The organism is Vibrio sp. 10N.261.45.E2, assembly GCF_002875705.1.
GTDB lineage: Bacteria > Pseudomonadota > Gammaproteobacteria > Enterobacterales > Vibrionaceae > Vibrio.
In genome coordinates, this window is the sequence record NZ_MCZZ01000123.1 from 48,551 (window position 1) to 68,429 (window position 19,879).

General features: G+C 45.3%; 18 protein-coding genes. 11 read left to right on the plus strand and 7 right to left on the minus strand.

Annotated features, from left to right (window positions below; all coding sequences use genetic code 11):
* Nucleotides 1-102: 102 nt before the first annotated feature.
* The 5 genes from rplT to BCT34_RS11545 all read right to left on the minus strand — a co-directional run bounded on the left by rplT (nt 103) and on the right by BCT34_RS11545 (nt 4,408).
* Nucleotides 103-456, minus strand: a complete 354-nt coding sequence (gene rplT / locus BCT34_RS11525) for a 50S ribosomal protein L20 (protein ID WP_004733517.1) — start codon at nt 454-456, stop codon at nt 103-105.
* Between the two features lie 42 nt (nt 457-498).
* Nucleotides 499-693 carry a 50S ribosomal protein L35 gene (rpmI, locus tag BCT34_RS11530; RefSeq protein ID WP_004738430.1) on the minus strand — a complete coding sequence of 65 codons (195 nt, stop codon included), beginning with the start codon at nt 691-693 and terminating at the stop codon, nt 499-501.
* 104 nt (nt 694-797) lie between these two features.
* The gene (infC, locus tag BCT34_RS11535) at nt 798-1,349 is read right to left on the minus strand and encodes a translation initiation factor IF-3 (RefSeq protein WP_076654893.1); all 552 of its coding nucleotides are present in this window, start codon (nt 1,347-1,349) and stop codon (nt 798-800) included.
* 2 nt (nt 1,350-1,351) lie between these two features.
* Nucleotides 1,352-3,280, minus strand: a complete 1,929-nt coding sequence (thrS, locus tag BCT34_RS11540) for a threonine--tRNA ligase (RefSeq protein ID WP_048659527.1) — start codon at nt 3,278-3,280, stop codon at nt 1,352-1,354.
* Between the two features lie 384 nt (nt 3,281-3,664).
* Complete coding sequence (locus BCT34_RS11545; protein WP_076654892.1) at nt 3,665-4,408, minus strand: sporulation protein; 744 nt, start codon at nt 4,406-4,408, stop codon at nt 3,665-3,667.
* 180 nt (nt 4,409-4,588) lie between these two features.
* On the opposite strand from BCT34_RS11545, the gene hutC reads away from it, so the two are divergent.
* The 6 genes from hutC (at nt 4,589) to BCT34_RS11575 (ending at nt 11,940) form a co-directional block, all read left to right on the plus strand.
* A complete protein-coding gene (gene hutC, locus BCT34_RS11550) occupies nt 4,589-5,302 on the plus strand; it encodes a histidine utilization repressor (protein ID WP_076654891.1) in 714 nt (237 codons plus the stop codon).
* A gap of 113 nt (nt 5,303-5,415) precedes the next feature.
* Nucleotides 5,416-6,660 (plus strand): imidazolonepropionase, encoded by a 1,245-nt coding sequence (gene hutI / locus BCT34_RS11555; protein WP_076654890.1) that lies wholly within the window; start codon nt 5,416-5,418, stop codon nt 6,658-6,660.
* Nucleotides 6,647-7,675, plus strand: a complete 1,029-nt coding sequence (gene hutG, locus BCT34_RS11560; protein ID WP_076654889.1) for a formimidoylglutamase — start codon at nt 6,647-6,649, stop codon at nt 7,673-7,675. The genes hutI and hutG overlap by 14 nt, the downstream gene beginning before the upstream one ends.
* Before the next feature lie 72 nt (nt 7,676-7,747).
* On the plus strand, nt 7,748-9,442 hold the full coding sequence (gene hutU / locus BCT34_RS11565; protein WP_076654888.1) for a urocanate hydratase: 1,695 nt from the start codon (nt 7,748-7,750) through the stop codon (nt 9,440-9,442).
* Between the two features lie 14 nt (nt 9,443-9,456).
* A complete protein-coding gene (gene hutH, locus BCT34_RS11570; protein ID WP_010438256.1) occupies nt 9,457-10,989 on the plus strand; it encodes a histidine ammonia-lyase in 1,533 nt (510 codons plus the stop codon).
* Between the two features lie 225 nt (nt 10,990-11,214).
* On the plus strand, nt 11,215-11,940 hold the full coding sequence (locus BCT34_RS11575; protein WP_010438254.1) for a DUF3581 domain-containing protein: 726 nt from the start codon (nt 11,215-11,217) through the stop codon (nt 11,938-11,940).
* Nucleotides 11,941-12,069: 129 nt separating this feature from the next.
* On the opposite strand, the gene BCT34_RS11580 is transcribed toward BCT34_RS11575, so the two are convergent.
* Together BCT34_RS11580 and BCT34_RS11585 are read right to left on the minus strand one after the other, a co-directional pair.
* A complete protein-coding gene (locus tag BCT34_RS11580; RefSeq protein WP_076654887.1) occupies nt 12,070-12,531 on the minus strand; it encodes an isoprenylcysteine carboxylmethyltransferase family protein in 462 nt (153 codons plus the stop codon).
* Nucleotides 12,532-12,598: 67 nt separating this feature from the next.
* Nucleotides 12,599-15,634 carry an FAD-binding and (Fe-S)-binding domain-containing protein gene (locus tag BCT34_RS11585; protein WP_076654886.1) on the minus strand — a complete coding sequence of 1,012 codons (3,036 nt, stop codon included), beginning with the start codon at nt 15,632-15,634 and terminating at the stop codon, nt 12,599-12,601.
* Between the two features lie 222 nt (nt 15,635-15,856).
* Here BCT34_RS11585 and BCT34_RS11590 point away from each other — a divergent pair, with 222 nt between their 5' ends.
* The 5 genes from BCT34_RS11590 (at nt 15,857) to BCT34_RS11610 (ending at nt 19,799) form a co-directional block, all read left to right on the plus strand.
* Complete coding sequence (locus BCT34_RS11590) at nt 15,857-16,540, plus strand: DUF3334 family protein (RefSeq protein WP_076654885.1); 684 nt, start codon at nt 15,857-15,859, stop codon at nt 16,538-16,540.
* A gap of 200 nt (nt 16,541-16,740) precedes the next feature.
* Complete coding sequence (locus BCT34_RS11595; protein WP_076654884.1) at nt 16,741-17,430, plus strand: DUF2786 domain-containing protein; 690 nt, start codon at nt 16,741-16,743, stop codon at nt 17,428-17,430.
* A gap of 111 nt (nt 17,431-17,541) precedes the next feature.
* The gene (locus tag BCT34_RS11600) at nt 17,542-18,198 is read left to right on the plus strand and encodes an OmpA family protein (protein WP_076654883.1); all 657 of its coding nucleotides are present in this window, start codon (nt 17,542-17,544) and stop codon (nt 18,196-18,198) included.
* A 155-nt stretch (nt 18,199-18,353) separates the two neighbouring features.
* The gene (locus BCT34_RS11605) at nt 18,354-19,445 is read left to right on the plus strand and encodes a tetratricopeptide repeat protein (protein ID WP_076654882.1); all 1,092 of its coding nucleotides are present in this window, start codon (nt 18,354-18,356) and stop codon (nt 19,443-19,445) included.
* A gap of 165 nt (nt 19,446-19,610) precedes the next feature.
* Nucleotides 19,611-19,799 carry a hypothetical protein gene (locus tag BCT34_RS11610; RefSeq protein ID WP_004733419.1) on the plus strand — a complete coding sequence of 63 codons (189 nt, stop codon included), beginning with the start codon at nt 19,611-19,613 and terminating at the stop codon, nt 19,797-19,799.
* The last annotated feature ends 80 nt before the right edge of the window (nt 19,800-19,879 follow it).

The following is a 19,879-nucleotide window of genomic DNA, read 5'->3' on the forward strand; positions in this document are numbered from 1 at the left end:
GCGAGATGCGAGATGCGAGAGAATATGGCAAAGCCAAATTACAGGCAATAAAAAAGGAGAACCGAAGTTCTCCTTTTCTTAAACCTTTAAGCTAACTCTAAATTATAGAGATGCTTTCGCTTTTTCAACTAGAACAGCAAATGCTGCTTTGTCGAATACTGCGATGTCAGCAAGAATCTTACGGTCGATCTCGATAGATGCTTTCTTAAGACCGTTGATGAAACGGCTGTAAGATAGACCATTTTGACGAGATGCCGCGTTGATACGTGCAATCCAAAGTTGACGGAATTGACGTTTCTTGTTGCGACGGTCACGGTAAGCGTATTGACCAGCTTTGGTAACTGCTTGGAAAGCTACGCGGTAAACACGTGAACGTGCTCCGTAGTAACCTTTAGCTTGTTTTAGAACTTTCTTATGACGTGCACGAGCTTGTACACCACGTTTTACGCGAGGCATTATGCTTCTCCTAAACTAAACGAATTTATAAACTAAAAAGAATTAAGCGTATGGCATCATACGTAGAACTTGAGCAACTTCACATTTAGGAAGGATCGAGTTCGGACGTAGCTGACGCTTGTTCTTAGTAGTACGCTTAGTCAGGATGTGACGTTTACCAGCGTGCTTAAACTTAATACCACCAGCAGTTTTCTGGAAACGCTTAGCAGCACCTTTGTTGGTTTTCATCTTAGGCATGATGAATAACTCCGCATTGTTGAGTTGTTAATAACATAGTAATTAGGGCGAATAAAACCCCGCAACCTGAGGCTGCAGGGTTCAATTACTTGCAAAGCCGTTAATTACTTCTTTTTAGGGGCCAACACCATGATCATCTGGCGACCTTCAATTCTCGTTGGGAAAGATTCGACTACTGCAAATTCTTCAGTATCCGCTTTCAAACGATTAAGAACGTCAACACCGATTTCTTGGTGAGCCATTTCGCGGCCACGGAAGCGAATTGTTACCTTCACTTTGTTGCCGTCTTCTAGGAAACCAGTCAGGTTGCGTAGTTTTACCTGATAGTCTCCAATATCAGTTCCAGGTCGGAATTTAATTTCCTTGATCTGAACCTGCTTTTGCTTCTTCTTCTGCTCTTTCGCAGCTTTGCTCTTCTCGAAGAGGAACTTACCGTAGTCCATCACACGACAAACTGGCGGCTCGGCGTTAGGGCTGATCTCTACAAGATCCATACCAGCTTCATTTGCAGCTTCCATCGCTTCAGCGATTGATACTACACCAACAGCTTCGCCGTCTGCGCCAGTTAGACGCACTTCACGAACGCCACGAATGTCACCGTTTAAACGGTGCTGGTTTTGTTTGGCCGGTTGTTGGCCACGTCTTCCGCCTTTAATAGCTATTCCTCCAGATTGAGCTTACGGCTTGAAACCTCGGCTTGGATGTATGAAATAAAGTCATCCACTTTAAATTTGCCAAGGTCCTTACCTTTACGTGTACGTACTGCGATTTCGCCGGCTTCCATTTCTTGGTCACCACACACAAGCATGAACGGTACACGTTTCAAAGTATGTTCGCGGATTTTAAAGCCAATCTTCTCATTTCTCAAGTCTGCTTTGACTCTAAATCCACTTTTTTGCAGTTTTTTCGTAATTTCTTGTACATATTCAGACTGTTTGTCTGTAATGCCCATTACAACTGCTTGTTCCGGCGCCAACCACGTTGGGAAGAAGCCAGCGTATTCTTCAATAAGAATACCGATGAAGCGTTCTAGTGAACCTAAAATCGCGCGGTGGATCATAACTGGCGTGTGACGCTCGTTATCTTCACCTACGTAAGTAGCACCTAAACGTTCTGGTAATGCAAAATCGAGCTGCACTGTACCACATTGCCAAGCGCGGTCCAAACAATCATGCAAAGTAAATTCAATCTTAGGTCCGTAGAACGCACCCTCGCCTTCTTGAATCTCGTATGCAATTTCTAATGCTTCTAGCGCTTGCTTAAGGTCAGCCTCTGCACGGTCCCACATTTCGTCTGAACCTACACGCTGTTCTGGACGAGTAGATAGCTTAACAACAATATTTTCGAAACCGAAAGTTGTGTAAGTATCGTAAACCATATCAATACAAGCTTTAACTTCTTGTTGAACTTGGTCTTCAGTACAGAATACGTGAGCGTCATCTTGAGTGAAGCCACGAACACGCATAATACCGTGCAGTGCGCCAGACGGCTCGTTACGGTGACATGAGCCGAACTCAGCCATACGTAGCGGTAGATCACGGTAAGACTTCAAACCTTGGTTGAAGATTTGAACGTGACCAGGACAGTTCATTGGTTTAATAGCGTATTCACGGTTCTCTGAAGAGGTAGTGAACATTGCTTCAGCGTACTTATCCCAGTGACCAGAGCGTTCCCAAAGAACACGGTCCATCATTAATGGGCCTTTAACTTCTTGGTAATCGTACTCTGTCAGCTTCTGACGAATAAATACTTCTAGCTCACGGAAGATAGTCCAACCGTTGTGGTGCCAGAACACCATACCTGGTGCTTCTTGCTGCATGTGGAATAGGTCAAGCGCTTTACCGATTTTACGGTGGTCACGTTTAGCCGCTTCTTCTAGGCGCACAAGGTGAGCTTTAAGCGCCTTCTTGTCGTGGAATGCAGTGCCGTAGATACGTTGAAGCATCTTGTTGTCACTGTTACCACGCCAGTAAGCACCCGCTACGTTAAGTAGAGTGAAGTGCTGGCAGAAGCTCATGTTAGGTACGTGTGGACCACGACACATATCGATGTATTCTTCGTGATGGTACAGGCCTGGACGATCGTCTTTAGAAACGTTCTCGTCCAAGATTTCAATCTTGTAAGTCTCGCCGCGAGCTTCGAATGCGTCGCGCGCTTCCTGCCAGCTAACTTTCTTCTTAACAACCTGGTACTTGGTCTTCGCTAGCTCTTTCATACGCTTTTCAATCTTTTCTAGATCTTCTTGCGTTAGAGAGTGCTCAAGGTCGATATCGTAGTAGAAACCGTTATCGATGGTAGGACCGATCGCCATTTTCGCTTCTGGAAAAAGCTGCTTAACCGCGTGGCCTAAAAGGTGAGCACAAGAGTGACGAACGATCTCAAGGCCATCAACTTCATCTTTAGCTGTGATGATTTCTAGGCTTGCATCGTTTTCGATAAGATCACAAGCATCAACACGCTCGCCATCTACACGACCAGCAATGGTTGCTTTCGCAAGACCAGGACCGATTGATAGGGCAACATCTAGAGTTGATACAGGGTTGTCAAATTGACGCTGACTACCGTCAGGAAGAGTAATAATTGGCATTATTTGTCCTTTACAGTGGTGTTGCACACCAAGCAACACATGAAAATGTTTAATATATGTCTTTCAATCAACTAGTACGCTGATTGGGGATATATGCATAATAAATACACCCACATAGAAGCAAATACAGATGCCACATTTGTGAGTAGCCGAACATTGTAACGAAATAATATAAAATGACAATGTTAGTCCCACAGCACCACAAAAACTGCATGACAAAAATGTCTCTTCTATATAAACGCTTCTAGCACCCTAACCTAGTGTTCAATGATTGATTCTTTGCGTTTACCTACAAAATAAAAAAAGCCGAACGGATAAGTTCGGCTTTAGAAGTCGTCCTGTCTTGTCTCTATTAATAGAAAGAGCAACTACTATAGAGAGCAACTACGCACTCATGATTCTTGAGACTGCATTGCGGATGTCTGAGTCAGCCGCATTGGCAGGCAGGCTGAATGAGATGTATTGATCACCACGGAAGCTCATTGAGCGGTCGATTTCTGCTAGGCAGTGAACCATAGAACCATCTACGATGAATGACAGTTCGATCTCTTTGTGATTCATGAAGCCGCCACTGCGAAATTCAATCTCTTGGTAACAGCCAGAGCGAGAAGCAAAGCTGTTGCCTTTCAAGAAGCCCTTCTCTACGTCTGCTTTCACCATTGCCATGCCCGATGCTTCCACACCTTGGATGATTTTAGCGACTGTTGGCAGTGGATGAACGGAGATAAAGTCGCGGTCTTTAGGATCGATCGCGAAGCCGATATCTAGGTTGGTTTCAACCCACACATGGCATTGGTTCATTTGTGCGTTCAACGCGGTAACTGGCGTTTCGTCATTCAGTTTAAGACGGAATGGAACCAGTTTGGTTTCACCCGGTTGGATAACGAAAGGCTCTACAGCTTGAATACGACCGAGAGAAAAGGTTTCGTAGCTGGTGCTGTCTTCGGTTTCAACTTTCACTTCGGTGTTGAGAACCAAGTTAATCATGTCAATTTGTTGCTCAACATCACCGCCAACAATGTGAACATTGCCAGACAACTCGCCACCTTGGAAAACTTCAATATTATCTAAGACGGTATCAACCTTTGCTGCACCGATGCCCAACGAGGCCTTTAATTTCTTAAACATATTATTTCCTTTGTAATTATTTGATTTACGAATAGTTATTGCGTGACAATTTGCGACACTTGCCCCACAGGATCAAGCAATTTGCCCCATCTATGTTGAATAAGGTCACATTGCCCGAGGAAATGTTGAAATCGTGAAAAAATCCGTTACTCTATTTGTATAGTCAAATAAGGTTTCATTATGTCGAAAGCGCCGCTCTACCTTCAGATAAAACAGTTCATAGACAACAAAATTACCAATGGTCACTGGCCGGTGGGTTATCAAATCACCACCGAACTCGAACTCACAGAACAGTTCAATGTGAGTAGAATGACGGTCAATAAAGCCATTCGAGATCTTGTGTCTGAAGGCAAGCTAATTCGAAAACCAAGGCTGGGCACTTTTGTATGTGAACCAGACGAAAAAGCACAATCTCCCCTACTTGATATCAACAACATCGCGCAAGAAATCAAAGACCGCGGCCAAACGTATACTAGCCAAGTTATCAAACACGATAGTATCAAGGCTGATGAAAGCACGGCTACACGGTTAGGTGTGATGATTAACGCAGAAGTATTTTATAGTGAAATCATCCACTTTGCCGACAATACACCGATACAATTGGAAGCGCGCTGGGTAAACTCACAAGCGGCTCCACAATACTTAGAGCAAGATTTTTCTACTTCCACGCCGAATGAATATCTTTCAAAAAGTTGCCCATTGAGTGCTATCGAGCACACGGTTGAAGCCATTATTCCAGACTCAAATATCCGTCAGGCACTAAAGTTAACGGAATCAGAACCTTGCCTCCTTCTCAATAGAAGAACATGGAGCAAGGAACGCCTTATCAGCTTTGCATTACTCTACCATCCTGGCTCCAAGTACAAATTAAGCTCTAAGATCGTTTTAGATTAAAGAATATCATCCGGATCGCCGATCACATTTTCGCAACATTAACTTGATTCGGGTCAGAGTTTAGCCTATTTATTTGTATATACATTTAATATTTAGCAAAGATCTAGGTGATTATGAATTTGATCCTCAAAAACGCACGAGTGGTCTCCATGAGCTCGGGAGCCGATGGTTACCAACCTTCATCCCCGCAAAATATCGTTATCGAAAACGGTAAGATCGTGTCCATTTCTCACTCAAGCGATGAGTCACTTCATTGTGAAACAGCAAATGTTAGCCGCTCAGTTGATCACATCATCTACGACTGCAAAAACAAGCTCGTTACCCCTGGGCTGATTGATTGCCACACACATCTAGTGTTTGCAGGTAATCGCGCCAATGAGTTTGAACAACGTTTAAATGGTGTGTCCTACACCGACATCGCCAAGCAAGGTGGCGGTATTTTATCAACAGTAAAGGCGACACGAGCCGCACAAGAAGCCGAGCTGGTTGAGATGGCGCTGCCTAAATTAGACGGCCTGTTAAAAAGTGGTGTAACCAGCATCGAAGTTAAATCAGGCTATGGTTTAACACTTGAAGATGAGCTCAAGATGTTACGTGCAGCGAAAGCGTTGGAGAATCACCGCCGTATTAAGATCACCACCACTCTCCTTGCTGCACATGCTGTACCGCCTGAATATAAAGAGCAACCGGACAGCTATATCGATCTGGTTTGCCAAGAGATCATTCCTAAAGCTGCTGAACAAGGCCTAGCCGATTCGGTTGACGTGTTCTGCGAATCTATCGGCTTCAACCTAGAACAAACCGAACGTATATTTGCAGCAGCCAAAGAACATGGGCTCGCGATTAAAGGCCACACTGAACAGCTTTCAAATATGGGTGGCAGCGCACTTGCAGCAAAATACGGTGCTCTCTCTGTTGATCATGTTGAGTACTTAGATGAAGCCGGAGTAAAAGCGCTGGCGAAATCAGGCACAGTTGCCACCTTATTACCGGGGGCTTTCTACTTCTTGAAAGAGACTCAACAGCCACCTATCGCCCAACTTCGTGAACACAATATTCCAATGGCAATAGCGACCGACTTAAACCCCGGTACATCCCCTTTTGCAGACTTAACGCTAATGATGAACATGAGCTGTACCCTGTTTGGTACAACACCTGAAGAAGCATTACGTGGTGTAACTTGTAACGCCGCAGCTGCCATTGGTGAGTCACAAACCAAAGGAAAAATAGAAGTTGGCTACGCTGCTGATTTGGCTATTTGGAATATCGAACATCCTGCCGATCTAAGCTATCAAGTCGGTGTTCCTCATCTGCATAAACGCATTGTTAATGGCGAGGTATGTCATGACTCAATCTAAGTCTAACGAAATTAACGCAACAGCAGTCACCACCCACAACTTTGTGTGGGCAGGGCGTAATGATCTTGAAGATGGTGCACTCGGTACACGCGTTCATCACATTACCAAACAAGTGCAAGATAGTGATTTAAGTGACGAGCTTAATGACCGCGCCATCGCCTTAGTTGGCTTTGCCAGCGATGCAGGTGTTTCAAGAAATAAAGGACGTGTTGGCGCGAAACAAGCACCTAACCTGATTCGGCAAGCGCTGGCGAATATGGCTTGGCACAGTGACGCGCACATCGCGGACCTTGGCGATATCGAATGTAACGATGATCTGTTAGAAGTCAGCCAAAAACAGTGTGCTTCTGTTATTGCCAATGCTTTATCAACCAACAAAGTGATTACGCTTGGCGGTGGTCACGAAGTAGCTTGGGCGTCGTTCCAAGGTCTCGCTGAGCACCTAGCTAAAGTTCCATCAGATCAAAAACCTAAGATCGGCATCATTAACTTTGATGCTCACTTTGATCTTCGAGAATTCGAAAGCGACATTGCAGATGTTAAACCCAGTTCAGGTACGCCTTTTAATCAGATCAGCGATTACTGCCACACACATCAGTGGCCGTTTCATTACGCTTGTCTTGGCGTAAGCGCGGCTAGTAATACCAAAGCGCTGTTTAATAAAGCTGACCAACTGGGCGTTTGGTACGAACATGATCGCGATATCACTCAAGTAAACCAAATTGCTCAACTGGTTAAGTTACAAAAATTCATCGCTGAGTGTGATTACCTCTATCTCACTATTGACCTAGACGTGTTCCCAGCAGCCACCGCGCCGGGTGTCAGTGCACCAGCAGCAAGAGGCGTTAACTACGAAGCGCTCGCGCCTTTCCTAGAACAGATTTTCAAACACAGTGAGAAACTCATTATCGCGGACATTGCGGAATACAACCCAGACTACGACATCGATGGCCAAACGGCTCGATTGGCGGCACGTTTGTGTTGGGATATAGCCAGTGCAATGGCCAGCGACTAATCCAGCGATACCGATAACTACAACTACAACTACAACTACAACGATATAACGTGAAACAGAAGGAATTCCAAAATGACGGAACACCACAACAGTGACCCTCGTCTCGACGCGACTCGCGAAATTCGCGCACCTCATGGCACTACTTTGCGCGCTAAATCTTGGTTAACAGAAGCACCACTACGTATGCTGATGAACAACCTAGATCCTGATGTGGCAGAACACCCACATGCACTGGTTGTGTATGGTGGCATCGGTCGCGCTGCGCGTGATTGGAAATGTTATGACAAGATTGTTGAAGTACTAGAACGTTTAGAAGACGACCAAACGCTGCTTGTTCAATCAGGTAAACCTGTAGGCGTGTTCCCGACTCATAAAAATGCACCTCGCGTACTGATCGCTAACTCGAACCTTGTTCCACACTGGGCAAACTGGGAACACTTCAACGAGCTCGATAAAGAAGGCTTGATGATGTACGGCCAAATGACCGCAGGCAGCTGGATCTACATCGGCTCACAAGGCATCGTTCAAGGTACTTACGAAACCTTTGTCGCGATTGCGAAGAAACACTTCCAAGGCGAAGCAAAAGGCAAATGGGTACTCACAGGTGGCCTTGGCGGCATGGGCGGTGCTCAACCTCTTGCGGCAACAATGGCTGGCTTCTCAATGATCGCAGTAGAATGTGATGAATCACGAATCGACTACCGCTTGCGTACTGGCTATGTCGACAAAAAAGCTACCAGCTTAGATGAAGCAATGGCAATGATTAAAGAGTCAGACACACCTATCTCTGTTGGTCTATTAGGTAACGCTGCTGACGTATTCCCGGAGTTAGTCGAGCGCAACATCACACCTGACGTAGTGACTGACCAAACCTCTGCCCACGATCCACTGAACGGTTACTTGCCGCAAGGTTGGACAATGGAACAAGCAGCGCAAGAGCGCACCATTGATGAAGCGAAAGTGGTGAAAGCCGCGAAACAATCAATGGCGATTCAAGTACAAGCGATGCTAGACCTACAATACCGCGGCGCAGCAACCGTAGATTACGGCAACAACATTCGCCAAATGGCACTAGAAGAAGGCGTGGAAAACGCATTTGATTTCCCAGGCTTCGTTCCTGCCTATATTCGACCTTTATTCTGCAAAGGTATTGGTCCTTTCCGTTGGGCTGCGTTATCTGGTGACCCAGAAGACATCTACAAAACAGACCAAAAAGTAAAAGAACTGATTCCAGACAACCCGCATCTACACAACTGGCTAGATATGGCGCGTGAACGCATTCAGTTCCAAGGCCTACCCGCTCGTATTTGTTGGGTTGGATTGAAAGATCGCGAACGTTTAGGCCAAGCATTCAATGAAATGGTTAAAAATGGCGAACTGAAAGCACCAGTTGTTATTGGTCGTGATCATCTAGATTCAGGTTCAGTTGCGAGCCCGAACCGCGAAACTGAAGGCATGATGGATGGCTCAGATGCCGTATCTGATTGGCCTCTATTGAACGCCCTTCTAAATACTGCAGGCGGTGCAACTTGGGTTTCTCTGCACCACGGTGGTGGCGTTGGTATGGGCTTCTCACAACACTCAGGAATGGTAATTTGTTGTGACGGTAGTGAAGATGCATCACAGCGTATTGCTCGCGTACTTCACAACGATCCTGCAACTGGCGTAATGCGTCATGCTGATGCGGGTTATGATATTGCCAAGCAGTGTGCTAAAGAACAGAAGCTTGATTTACCTATGCTAAACGAAGAACTTCGTCGCCTTTAATATCTGGAGATAACATGTTGAATTTATTACTTAAGCCAGGACTTCTAGGCCTGCCTGAACTTCGTAAAATCAGCCGTAGCCCTGTGAACCTGTCACTGGATCCTGCAGCTATCCCTGATATTGAAGCGAGCATGCACGTTGTCGAACAAGTGATTGCTGAAGATCGCACTGTATACGGCATCAATACGGGTTTTGGCTTATTGGCGAATACCAAGATCGCCCCTGAAGATCTTGAAGTTCTACAGAAAAGTATTGTGCTTTCTCACGCAGCGGGTATCGGCAAATTCATGTCTGATGAAACCGTGCGCTTGATGATGGTGTTAAAGATTAACAGCTTGTCTCGTGGCTATTCAGGTATCCGCCTCAAGGTGATCAATGCTCTTATCGATCTTGTGAACGCTCAAGTTTACCCATGTGTACCACAGAAAGGCTCAGTAGGTGCATCTGGAGATCTTGCTCCCCTTGCCCACATGAGTACCGTTCTACTTGGTGAAGGCCAAGCACGTCACAACGGTAAGATCATCACAGGTTTAGAAGCGATGCAGATCGCAGGCTTAGAGCCTATCACGCTAGCACCTAAAGAAGGTCTGGCGCTGTTAAACGGTACTCAGGCATCAACTGCATTTGCATTAGAAGGTCTGTTCGCAGCTGAAGACTTGTTTGCGTCAGCAACCGTGTGTGGTGCAATGTCTGTTGAAGCAGCACTCGGCAGTCGCCGCCCATTTGACCCACGTATTCACCGCGTTCGTGGTCACCGTGGCCAAATGGATGCAGCACTTGCTTACCGTCATATGCTTGATCAAAAGAGTGAGATTGGTGAATCACACACTTGTTGTGAAAAGGTTCAAGACCCTTACTCACTGCGTTGCCAGCCTCAAGTGATGGGTGCTTGCTTACAGCAGATTCGTAATTCAGCTGAAATTTTAAATGTTGAAGCGAACTCGGTATCGGACAACCCGCTGGTTTTCGCTGACGATGGCGACATTATTTCAGGTGGTAACTTCCACGCTGAGCCCGTCGCAATGGCAGCGGATAACCTTGCATTGGCCATTGCCGAAATAGGTAGCTTGTCAGAACGAAGAATGGCGCTGCTGATTGATAGTGCACTAAGCAAGCTGCCACCTTTCTTGGTCGATAACGGCGGCGTGAACTCAGGCTTTATGATTGCTCAGGTTACCTCTGCAGCATTGGCGAGTGAGAACAAAACCTTAGCGCATCCAGCATCAATAGACAGCCTTCCTACATCAGCAAACCAAGAAGACCACGTATCTATGGCAACCTTCGCTGCACGTAGGCTTAGGTACATGGCTGAAAATACCCGTGGGATATTGGCGGTTGAGTACTTAGCAGCCGCACAAGGGCTCGATTTCCGAGCGCCAAATCTATCATCCCCTCGTGTGGAAGAAGCGAAACAGATTTTGCGTGAAAAAGTCAGCTTCTACGACAAAGACCGATATTTTGCACCGGATATTGAACAAGCAAACTTATTGCTCAAATTATCCGTTCATAATCACCTAATGCCAGAAGGCACTTTGTGTAGCTTTTAAGCAAAAATATTCTGAACAACACCCATTAGAGTGTCATATAAACAAGGGCTATCGATTAGCCCTTGTTGCATTGAGCCAAAGACCATATCTCCCTTAAAATCGTCACATACCATCCAACGTATTTATCTAATTGACTGATATATAAGCAAAGTTAACTGGATAGACCATTAGAACGAAGTTAGTTAGCTATAATCCACCCCAGATTTGATGACTAATAGCGATACTATGTTTCTGACACCTTACTTTTCTACTGAAGACAATCAATTTCAATTCACTCGTGAACAGGCTAGCCACTTTGCTAAAAAAGTAGCCGCTGACTTCAACCCCATTCACGATGAAGACAACAAGCGCTTCTGCGTGCCTGGCGACCTTTTATTTGCAGTTCTTCTGCAGAAAGAAGGCATCAGCCAAAAAATGCGTTTTGATTTTTCAGGTATGGTAGGTAACGGTATTGCGCTTAGCGTTGACAACAAGTGTGAGAAAGAAAGCTCACTGGTTGACGAGAAAGGCAAAGAGTACCTACACATGTCTTGTGAAGGTGAAAAGAGCCACGACCAAGCGTTCATCGAGCACGTAGTAACAAACTACGTTAAGTTCTCTGGCATGAACTTCCCACACATCATGGTTCCTCTTATGGAAGAGCAACAAATGATGATCAACTGCCAACGCCCTCTTGTGATTTACGAGAGCATGGAAGTTGAATTTACTCGCCTAGATCTATCTCACCCAGAAGTAGAATTCTCTGGTGCGACCTTTGACGTTGAAGGCAAGCGTGGCATCGTGACACTGAACTTCGATTTCAAAGAAGACGGCGAAGTTGTCGGTAAAGGCGTGAAGCGCATGGTAGCAAGTGGTCTTAAGCCATACGACCAAGCGTCTGTAGACGACCTAGTAAACCGCTTCAACGAGCGCAAAGAGATGTTTCTAGCTCAGTTCGCAGCTGCTGCTTAATCGGCACTCTTATTTACATCACTCGATGTAAATAAGCTCTAGAACAAGATCAATAAAGCCCAGCTTGATACCCTCAAGCTGGGCTTTTCTATTGCGACTTTGCTTAACCCCAAAACACCCTGCTATGTTTCAAATCCAACGTCTAACCTTTTGTTTGTAATCAACATATTCCGCACCGAACAATCGCTCTAGAGCACGTTCTTCTGGCTTGATTTGGAACTGAGTCATGTACATTACAAATACAAAACTGAGTAAAACACTGAACAGGTTTTGGAAGAAGTAACCAAAGCAAAACAGTAGGATGAATAGCCCTAGATACATTGGGTTTCGCGTGTAGCCAAAGATCCCACTGTCCACGACAGCTGAAGCGGTTTCGACTTTGATCGGATTAACGGTGGTGTTCTGTTTTCGAAATTCCAATATGCCTGATATTCCAATCACACCGCTCAATGCGATCCCAATACCTAACACAGCCACTCCATAAGGTAACGTCAGTGCTCCTTGGCTCAACTGCTGGGCGCAAAAGTATGATGCGATGAATACAATAATAAACAGTGCAACGGGTGGTACTTTTAATTCAAGAAATCTCATAGCTTTCCTTATTAACAATTCCATTGTTAGTTTAGAAAAAAGCCCAGCAATTGCTGGGCTAAATGTACTAAAGGATTTTTGCGAGCGCTTGTAATGGATGGGCAAGCTTCTCACCCTCAAAACGCTTCACTTGGCTTCGGCATGAATATCCTGTCACTAAGCAACGCTCTTTCGGTAAGTCTTGCATCCTTGGCTTCCAACTTAGACCGTATATGTCTTTCGACATTTGCAGCTTATCGACTTCATGACCAAAAGTACCCGCCATACCACAACAGCCGACAGAAACGCTGGTAAGTGCAGCGCCAAAATGTTTAAAGATTGCGCCCCACTCCTTTTCAGCGTTTGGCATCTTGGTCTTCTCAGTACAGTGAGCAAACAAGTACCACATCTCTTCACTTGTTGAGCGCGCTTCGAATTCGCCCAACGATGGCATTAACCATTCATGTACCGTGAGCACATCAAAGTCGCCACGCTTGTCACCTAAGATCTCGACATATTCATCGCGGTAACAAAGTACTAGTGCAGGGTCGACACCCACTAAAGGAATACCGATGTCAGCCACCATCGACAAGAAATCAGAAGTCGATTTAGCCTCGCGGGCAAAACGATTTAAGAATCCCTTGATGTGCAGCGCTTTACCATTTGGTTTGAATGGCAGTAGTACCGGTGTTTTGCCAAGCTTTTGAGCTAGAGTGACGAAGTCTTCAACCACCTCTGCATCATAGAAGCTAGTAAACGGGTCTTGGACGATCAATACATGCTGCTTCTTCTCTTCCGAAGAAAGCCCTTCAAGATACTGCTGGTCGAAAAGTTGTAGCTCTTTGCTCGCCAGACGATTTTTGAGTGTAGGAACAGACATCAAAGGTGCGTCAACATAACCGACCGTTTTGGCGGTTGCCGTTTGTATCCACTTTTGACCCAATGCTGCGTTCACCACTTTTGGCGCTTTCGCCATGAGTGGCAGCATAGTTTCAATGTTCGCCACTAAATAGTCTTTTGCTGGGCGTTGGTAGCGTGAGTAGTAGATATTTAAGAATCGTGAACGGAAGCTCGGTACATCAACTTTTATCGGACATTGACTCGCACACGCTTTACACGCCAAACAACCGTTCATCGCTTCATGAACTTCATGCGAGAAGTCGTACTCATGGCGTTTGTTCATCGTGTTGCGAACACGCTCAACCATAGTTTTGACTGGTGTGTTGTCTTTCAGCGCTTCTTGCTCAAGGTCGAGAATGTCAACGCCTTGTTCAGTCAGTTGACGCAACCACTCTCGAACTAAGCCTGCACGGCCTTTTGGTGAATGACGACGGTCAGCCGTGACTTTCATTGAAGGACACATTGGCGAACTAGTATCGTAGTTGAAACACAAGCCGTTACCATTACATTCCATTGCTTGCTTAAAGCTGTCACGGACTTGAACGTCGATCTGACGATCATAAAAACCGCGCTTAGTGTCGGTCACTTTCACCAACTCAGCATCACTTTCTAAAGGCGTACAGATCTTACCTGGGTTCATTTTGTTATGCGGGTCGAATGCTGCTTTAACACGTCTTAATTCGGTAAACAGCTCTTCACCGAAGAAGTCAGGACCGTACTCAGAGCGGAAGCCTTTACCGTGCTCGCCCCACATTAAGCCACCGTATTTCGCCACCAGCTTAACCACTTCATCAGAGACTTCGTGCATCAAGGCTTCTTGCATTGGGTCACATAGGTCGAGTGCCGGACGAACGTGTAGTACGCCCGCATCAACGTGACCAAACATGCCGTAGTTCAATTCTTTTGAATCGAGCAACACTCTAAATTCAGAGATGAAATCCGCCAAGTTTTCAGGTGGTACACAAGTATCCTCAGCAAAAGCGACTGGCTTAGCTCGGCCTTTCGCCGCACCTAATAGGCCTACCGCTTTTTTACGCATGTTGTAGATTCGGCCGATACTTGCCAAATCGCTGCAAATTTGGAAGCCAATCACGCCTGCTTCTTCGCTCTCGACCATGGATTCAAGTTTAGCGGTCAGCGCTTGCACTTGTTGTTCAACTTCCGCTTCATCTTGGCCTGCGAACTCAACCATGTTGATGCCAAGCATCTCTTTGTTCGGAACATCTGTCAGCAGGTCGCTCACCGTGTGCCAAACAATGTCTTGCTTCGCCAAATTCAATACTCTTGAATCCACCGTTTCAACAGAGAGTGCTTTCGCTTCCACCATGAAAGGCGCATTACGCAGCGCAGAATCAAACGTGTTGTATTTCACGTTAACCAGTGTGCGCGCTTTTGGAATCTTGGTTAGGTTTAACTTTGCTTCTGTGATGAATGCTAACGAACCTTCAGCGCCACATAAAACGCGAGTCAGGTCAAAGCTGTCATCTTGTTCGTTAATTGCGTTCTTTAGGTCATAGCCGGTTAAGAATCGGTTCAGCGGAGGGAATTTATCTAAGATTTGAGCGCGCTTGTCTCGACATACAGCCTCAGTCACCGCAAGCGCATGATGAGCAAATTCACCCTCTTCCGGTAAGCCGTGTGATAAGTCAGATTCTAGACATGAACCATCGGCGAACACCGCTTGCAGCGACAATACATGGTCAGACGTTTTGCCGTACTTCAACGACCCTTGGCCCGAAGCATCGGTATTGATCATGCCACCAAGTGTAGCTCGGTTACTGGTAGAAAGGTCTGGAGAGAAAAAGTAACCATACGGGCGAACAGCGTCGTTCAATTGGTCTTTAACGACACCAGACTGAACTCTTACCCAGCCTTCTTTCTCGTTAATCTCAAGAACCTTATTCATGTAGCGCGATAGATCAACCACGACACCTTTTGTTAAAGATTGTCCGTTGGTTCCGGTACCACCGCCACGAGGGGAAAAAGTCACGCGTTCGTAAGCGGATTTAGAAACCACTTTACCGATAAGCACAACGTCTTGCGTTGTTTTAGGAAGAATGACCGCCTGCGGCAATTGCTGATAGACACTGTTATCAGTCGCCACAGCCAAACGGCTAGAATATTGAGATTCAATGTCGCCAGTAAAGCCCGCTGTTTTTAGTTCATCTAAAAAGCGTACGACAACTGGATCGACATCAGCATTGAGTTGAAGTCTTGGTAACATTTGCTTCCTGCCCCTACTTCGCTGATCCTATCAGCATTGGGTTATCTGAGATTTTTAATAATTTTCTTTGAATTTCGTCACTTTACTACTATTAAGATCATATAAAAAGGTGATCAAATCAGAATCTCAGTGCAAGAATGGAGAAATAGTCACTTTCGTCTTAATTCAGTAGCAATATACTGAGTAACATTTTGTTTAAGACATCTCCACGAGCACATCACAATGAAAAAAAGCAAAACAGTCACAACTGAAGATATCCTTCTTAAACTATGCCAATCAGTCTCAAGCGTACTGACTTCAGCAACGGCTTCTCAGGTGTCCTATTCAGCCATGGTTCAAAAGATCAACAAGACAAGCCTTAAGCCAGACTTTGGTTGCTTCGTTCTGTTCGACGGCGGCTTTTCTGGTCTTGTTGTTATCAATTTTACGTCGAAAGCAGCGCTAGAGATCTACACCAATTACATGCGTAACATGGGCATGCCTGAAAACGAACTCGCTGTACTTCATACTTCAGATGAGGTGGGTGATGTCTTGGGTGAGCTGATGAACCAGTTGGTCGGTGACTTCACCAATAAAATCCGCAAAGAGTTGCAAACCAACATCACACAAAACCAACCGAAAATGCTGGCACTGAACAAACAAGTAAACCTGTCTGTTGATACCAACCTTGATCGCCCACAAGCTCGCCGTGTTACCTTCTCTACCGCCAATAACAACATCTTCTACCTTGAGCTTGCGATGGATAAGACCGAATTCATTCAATTGGAAGAATTTGAAATTGCTGAAGACGAGTGTCCAGACAGCATTCTTGAAGCGACTCAGAAGAAAATGCAAGAGGCGAACAAGCCAGCTCAAAGCTCAGGCAATGACTCTGCAGCAGATCTGCTCGATGAACTGGGTATCTAGCTCGCGAATGTTCTAAAAAAGAGTGTCACTAACGCCATCAATACGCTTGATGGCGTTTTTATTTTTGTCACTCAGTCGACTCAAGTAATGTAGTGTTCACCACCTCCCTTGTTCACCAAACCAGTTTTGCCTTTCTGTTACCCGCGAAAACATGTAAAATGTTGGACTTTTAAAAATTTGCGGTACTGATTAAATTGTCGATGGATAAGAAAAAAGCCCTAAAGAAAATTGCCAAGTGTCTTGAGCTTGGAAATTCTGCGAACGTCAATGAAGCTGCCAATGCGATAAAAATGGCGCATAACTTGATGCTGAAATATGGTCTCGAAAAAGACGATATTGAATTTATCAAGATGGGGAAAACTCAGTCCAGTCACCTGTTACCTGCAAATATCAGTTCTACGCTGCTGCGTGTTATTCGCGGTATCAACACCAAATTTGGCGTAGAAGCCGTATTGCTCAATCACAAAGGCCTCAAGCGCGTTGAGTTCATTGGTGAAGCCGACCGTGCGATCTTCGCAGCCTTCGCTTTCGATATCATTTATCGCGAACTGAATGAGCACACTGGTCAATTCAGAAATAGCTTCGCAGGCTCTGGCACAGGGTCATTGGAAGTTACGCGCCGTGTGAACTCGTTTGTTTCAGGTTGGGTTGAAGGTGCGCTTGAAAAGCTGCCAACCATCACTCCAGACGACGAATCAAACAACAAGATTAATAACTACATCGATAAAGAGTTCAAAAATATCGACCGTGAAACGTTCAAACAACAACTGAAAGAAGCGATGAAGAACCTCACCGCCGATTATGAAGTTGGTTTAAAGAAAGGTCGCAAATTGTCTGTTAATCGACCAGTTGGTGGTGCACAGGCACCTAAAAAGATATCTAAATCATAGAGCCTCTTTACATCACTTCAACGTATTGATAAAACCATCGATAATATTTACAGGACTATATTTGTCGCTTGAATTCATTCATTTGGCAGAAGTACATGATGGAGAAATACGTTGAAAAAAATCACACTAGCCCTCGCGCTTACTATCGCTTTAACGGGTTGTCAGGCAACTCAACGTCAAAACGCGACAACTGGCGAATCTGAGACTAACTCTGCAACTCAAGGCGCTCTAATTGGTGCACTCGCTGGTGCTGCAACTGGTGACAACTCAAAAGACCGTGGTAAACGTGCTCTTATTGGCGCAGCAGGTGGCGCCGCTGTTGGTGGTGGTATTGGTTACTACTTTGACCGCCAAGAAGCAGCCCTTCGCGAAGAGCTAATGAATTCAGGCGTTCAAGTTGAACGTGTCGGTGAGAACCAACTTCTACTTCGTCTAGAAAACGGCATCGGCTTTGATTCTGGTTCTTACGCTTTAGAATCAAGCATTCACAACACACTTCGCGGCGTTGCTCGCATCCTAGTTGAATACCCAGACACTAGCCTAGTGATCGAAGGTCACACGGACAGCACTGGCAGTGAATCAACAAACCAAATCCTTTCTGAGCGTCGTGCTGAATCTGTTCGTGCATTCTTGATCTCTCAAGACGTTGCGGCAGGTCGTGCAATTGCTCGTGGTAACGGCGAGCGTTACCCTCTATGTGACAACAACACCTCTCAAGGCCGTGCTTGTAACCGTCGCGTAGAAATTCAAATCTTGCCACTTAAGTAGCACGATTAAAGCCCAGTCACCTTTATCTATTGAAATAACCTCTATATAGTTGCTTGTCTGTCGTATAGCTTATTCAAAGCCGTACGACTGCATTAATCACTACATAGCGTCTTGATACTGATATCGGCACTGGGCTTTTTTACGAGACTTATCTTTTGCTTATCCTATCCAACATTCTGTCATCATCACTTCTTAGAGCTCTATTTCTAGCCGTCATCTTTTCTACGATGCAGTTGTCCACCACACATTTCGTATACGCAGCCAATGGGGATGAGTTTTCGTTAGAATCACAACCTCAAGATCCAGCATCTCAATACCAGCTAGCTCAAGCTTATGAGTCTGGTGTCGATGTCCCTTTGAGCACAAGTGACGCATTGTATTGGTACACGCAATCAGCAGAAAACGGCAACCCAAACGCACAATTTAGACTGGGTGAATGGTACTTGGCAGGAACCGGTGTTGAACAAAGTAACAAGCTTGCTTTGGAATGGTTTATTAAAGCATCGTTGCAAGGTAACCAGCGTGCGCCTATCGAGGTCGCAAAACTCTACGAGTCCTCGTTAGAACAAGAGCTCCTTCAACCTTTAGATAAAGCGCAGCTATGGTACGAAGCAGCCTTAAAAGATAACCCGGAAGCCGAAGATGGCTACAACCGCATTTTGGAAGCGCAATTCAATCAGCAACGTGCAAAGCAGATCTCTTCAATTGAGAAGCTCAATGACAACCTCAATGCCGATACCAGCAAGCAATCTAATCAAGAGCAAATAAGCCCTCTCCCTTCGACTCAGCCATACAGACAGCAGGCGACACGCTCTAACCTAACGTATTCAGACTATCTGATTGGCACAGCCTTAGCCGTATTGATTTCAATAGTCAGTATCATTGCCACTCTCTTTGTTTCAAGAAAACGACAAGATCTAAAGTCGGGTGATTCACGACAGCAACAACAATCACTTGAAGCGCAGCTTAGATCGAAGGACCTTACGATTAAGCAGCAAAAACGTCAACTGCACACTATGTTCCACGAGTTGAAGAAGCAGAAAACCAGCAAAGGTCTGAGTAATTTGCAAGTAGCCTGCGCGCTGTTTGGCTACACGCCCAGCTCAATCCCTGACCAAAAAAGCATCAAGATCCGATACAAACAGCTATCCAAGATCTACCATCCAGATGGTCACGGATGTGACGAAGAAATGAAACGCTTGAACAATGCGCTAAATACCATCTTACAAAATGTTACAAATCCGTAAACAAACACACATCTTCATTTTCCAAGATCTCAAAGATATCGATTTTATTGGTGTTGCAATCGATCCCCCTCTCAAAAACGGGTAACAAACTATTAACTAATGGGTCTTACTTGTGTCATAATTTGCGCCGAAAATACACCTGACTTAAACAGGTGAGGAGAGAATATGTTCACAATAGAAGGCGTTTGTGATTGGTGCAAAAAGCCAAGCCTAGTTAAAAAACACGACTACCTAGATGGTAAGTGTCATCATGCATGTAAAGAGTGCAATGATATTGCAACCATTGATGTTCGCCAGTTCAATATTGGTGAAATGGAAATGAGAGCAAAACTCTCCCAAGCAACATTGAGATAAGCAACACCGTGAAATATAAGAAAGCGCCTAAGGCGCTTTTTTTGTGCCTGTGGTTTTAGGTCTTCTCTCTTCTCTCTTCT

Coding starts and splice junctions, on each gene's coding strand:
- rplT (WP_004733517.1), bottom strand. CDS start 456: ATGCCTCGCGTAAAACGTGGTGTACAAGCTCGTGCACGTCATAAGAAA.
- rpmI (WP_004738430.1), bottom strand. CDS start 693: ATGCCTAAGATGAAAACCAACAAAGGTGCTGCTAAGCGTTTCCAGAAA.
- thrS (WP_048659527.1), bottom strand. CDS start 3,280: ATGCCAATTATTACTCTTCCTGACGGTAGTCAGCGTCAATTTGACAAC.
- BCT34_RS11545 (WP_076654892.1), bottom strand. CDS start 4,408: ATGTTTAAGAAATTAAAGGCCTCGTTGGGCATCGGTGCAGCAAAGGTT.
- hutC (WP_076654891.1), top strand. CDS start 4,589: ATGTCGAAAGCGCCGCTCTACCTTCAGATAAAACAGTTCATAGACAAC.
- hutI (WP_076654890.1), top strand. CDS start 5,416: ATGAATTTGATCCTCAAAAACGCACGAGTGGTCTCCATGAGCTCGGGA.
- hutG (WP_076654889.1), top strand. CDS start 6,647: ATGACTCAATCTAAGTCTAACGAAATTAACGCAACAGCAGTCACCACC.
- hutU (WP_076654888.1), top strand. CDS start 7,748: ATGACGGAACACCACAACAGTGACCCTCGTCTCGACGCGACTCGCGAA.
- hutH (WP_010438256.1), top strand. CDS start 9,457: ATGTTGAATTTATTACTTAAGCCAGGACTTCTAGGCCTGCCTGAACTT.
- BCT34_RS11575 (WP_010438254.1), top strand. CDS start 11,215: ATGTTTCTGACACCTTACTTTTCTACTGAAGACAATCAATTTCAATTC.
- BCT34_RS11580 (WP_076654887.1), bottom strand. CDS start 12,531: ATGAGATTTCTTGAATTAAAAGTACCACCCGTTGCACTGTTTATTATT.
- BCT34_RS11585 (WP_076654886.1), bottom strand. CDS start 15,634: ATGTTACCAAGACTTCAACTCAATGCTGATGTCGATCCAGTTGTCGTA.
- BCT34_RS11590 (WP_076654885.1), top strand. CDS start 15,857: ATGAAAAAAAGCAAAACAGTCACAACTGAAGATATCCTTCTTAAACTA.
- BCT34_RS11595 (WP_076654884.1), top strand. CDS start 16,741: ATGGATAAGAAAAAAGCCCTAAAGAAAATTGCCAAGTGTCTTGAGCTT.
- BCT34_RS11610 (WP_004733419.1), top strand. CDS start 19,611: ATGTTCACAATAGAAGGCGTTTGTGATTGGTGCAAAAAGCCAAGCCTA.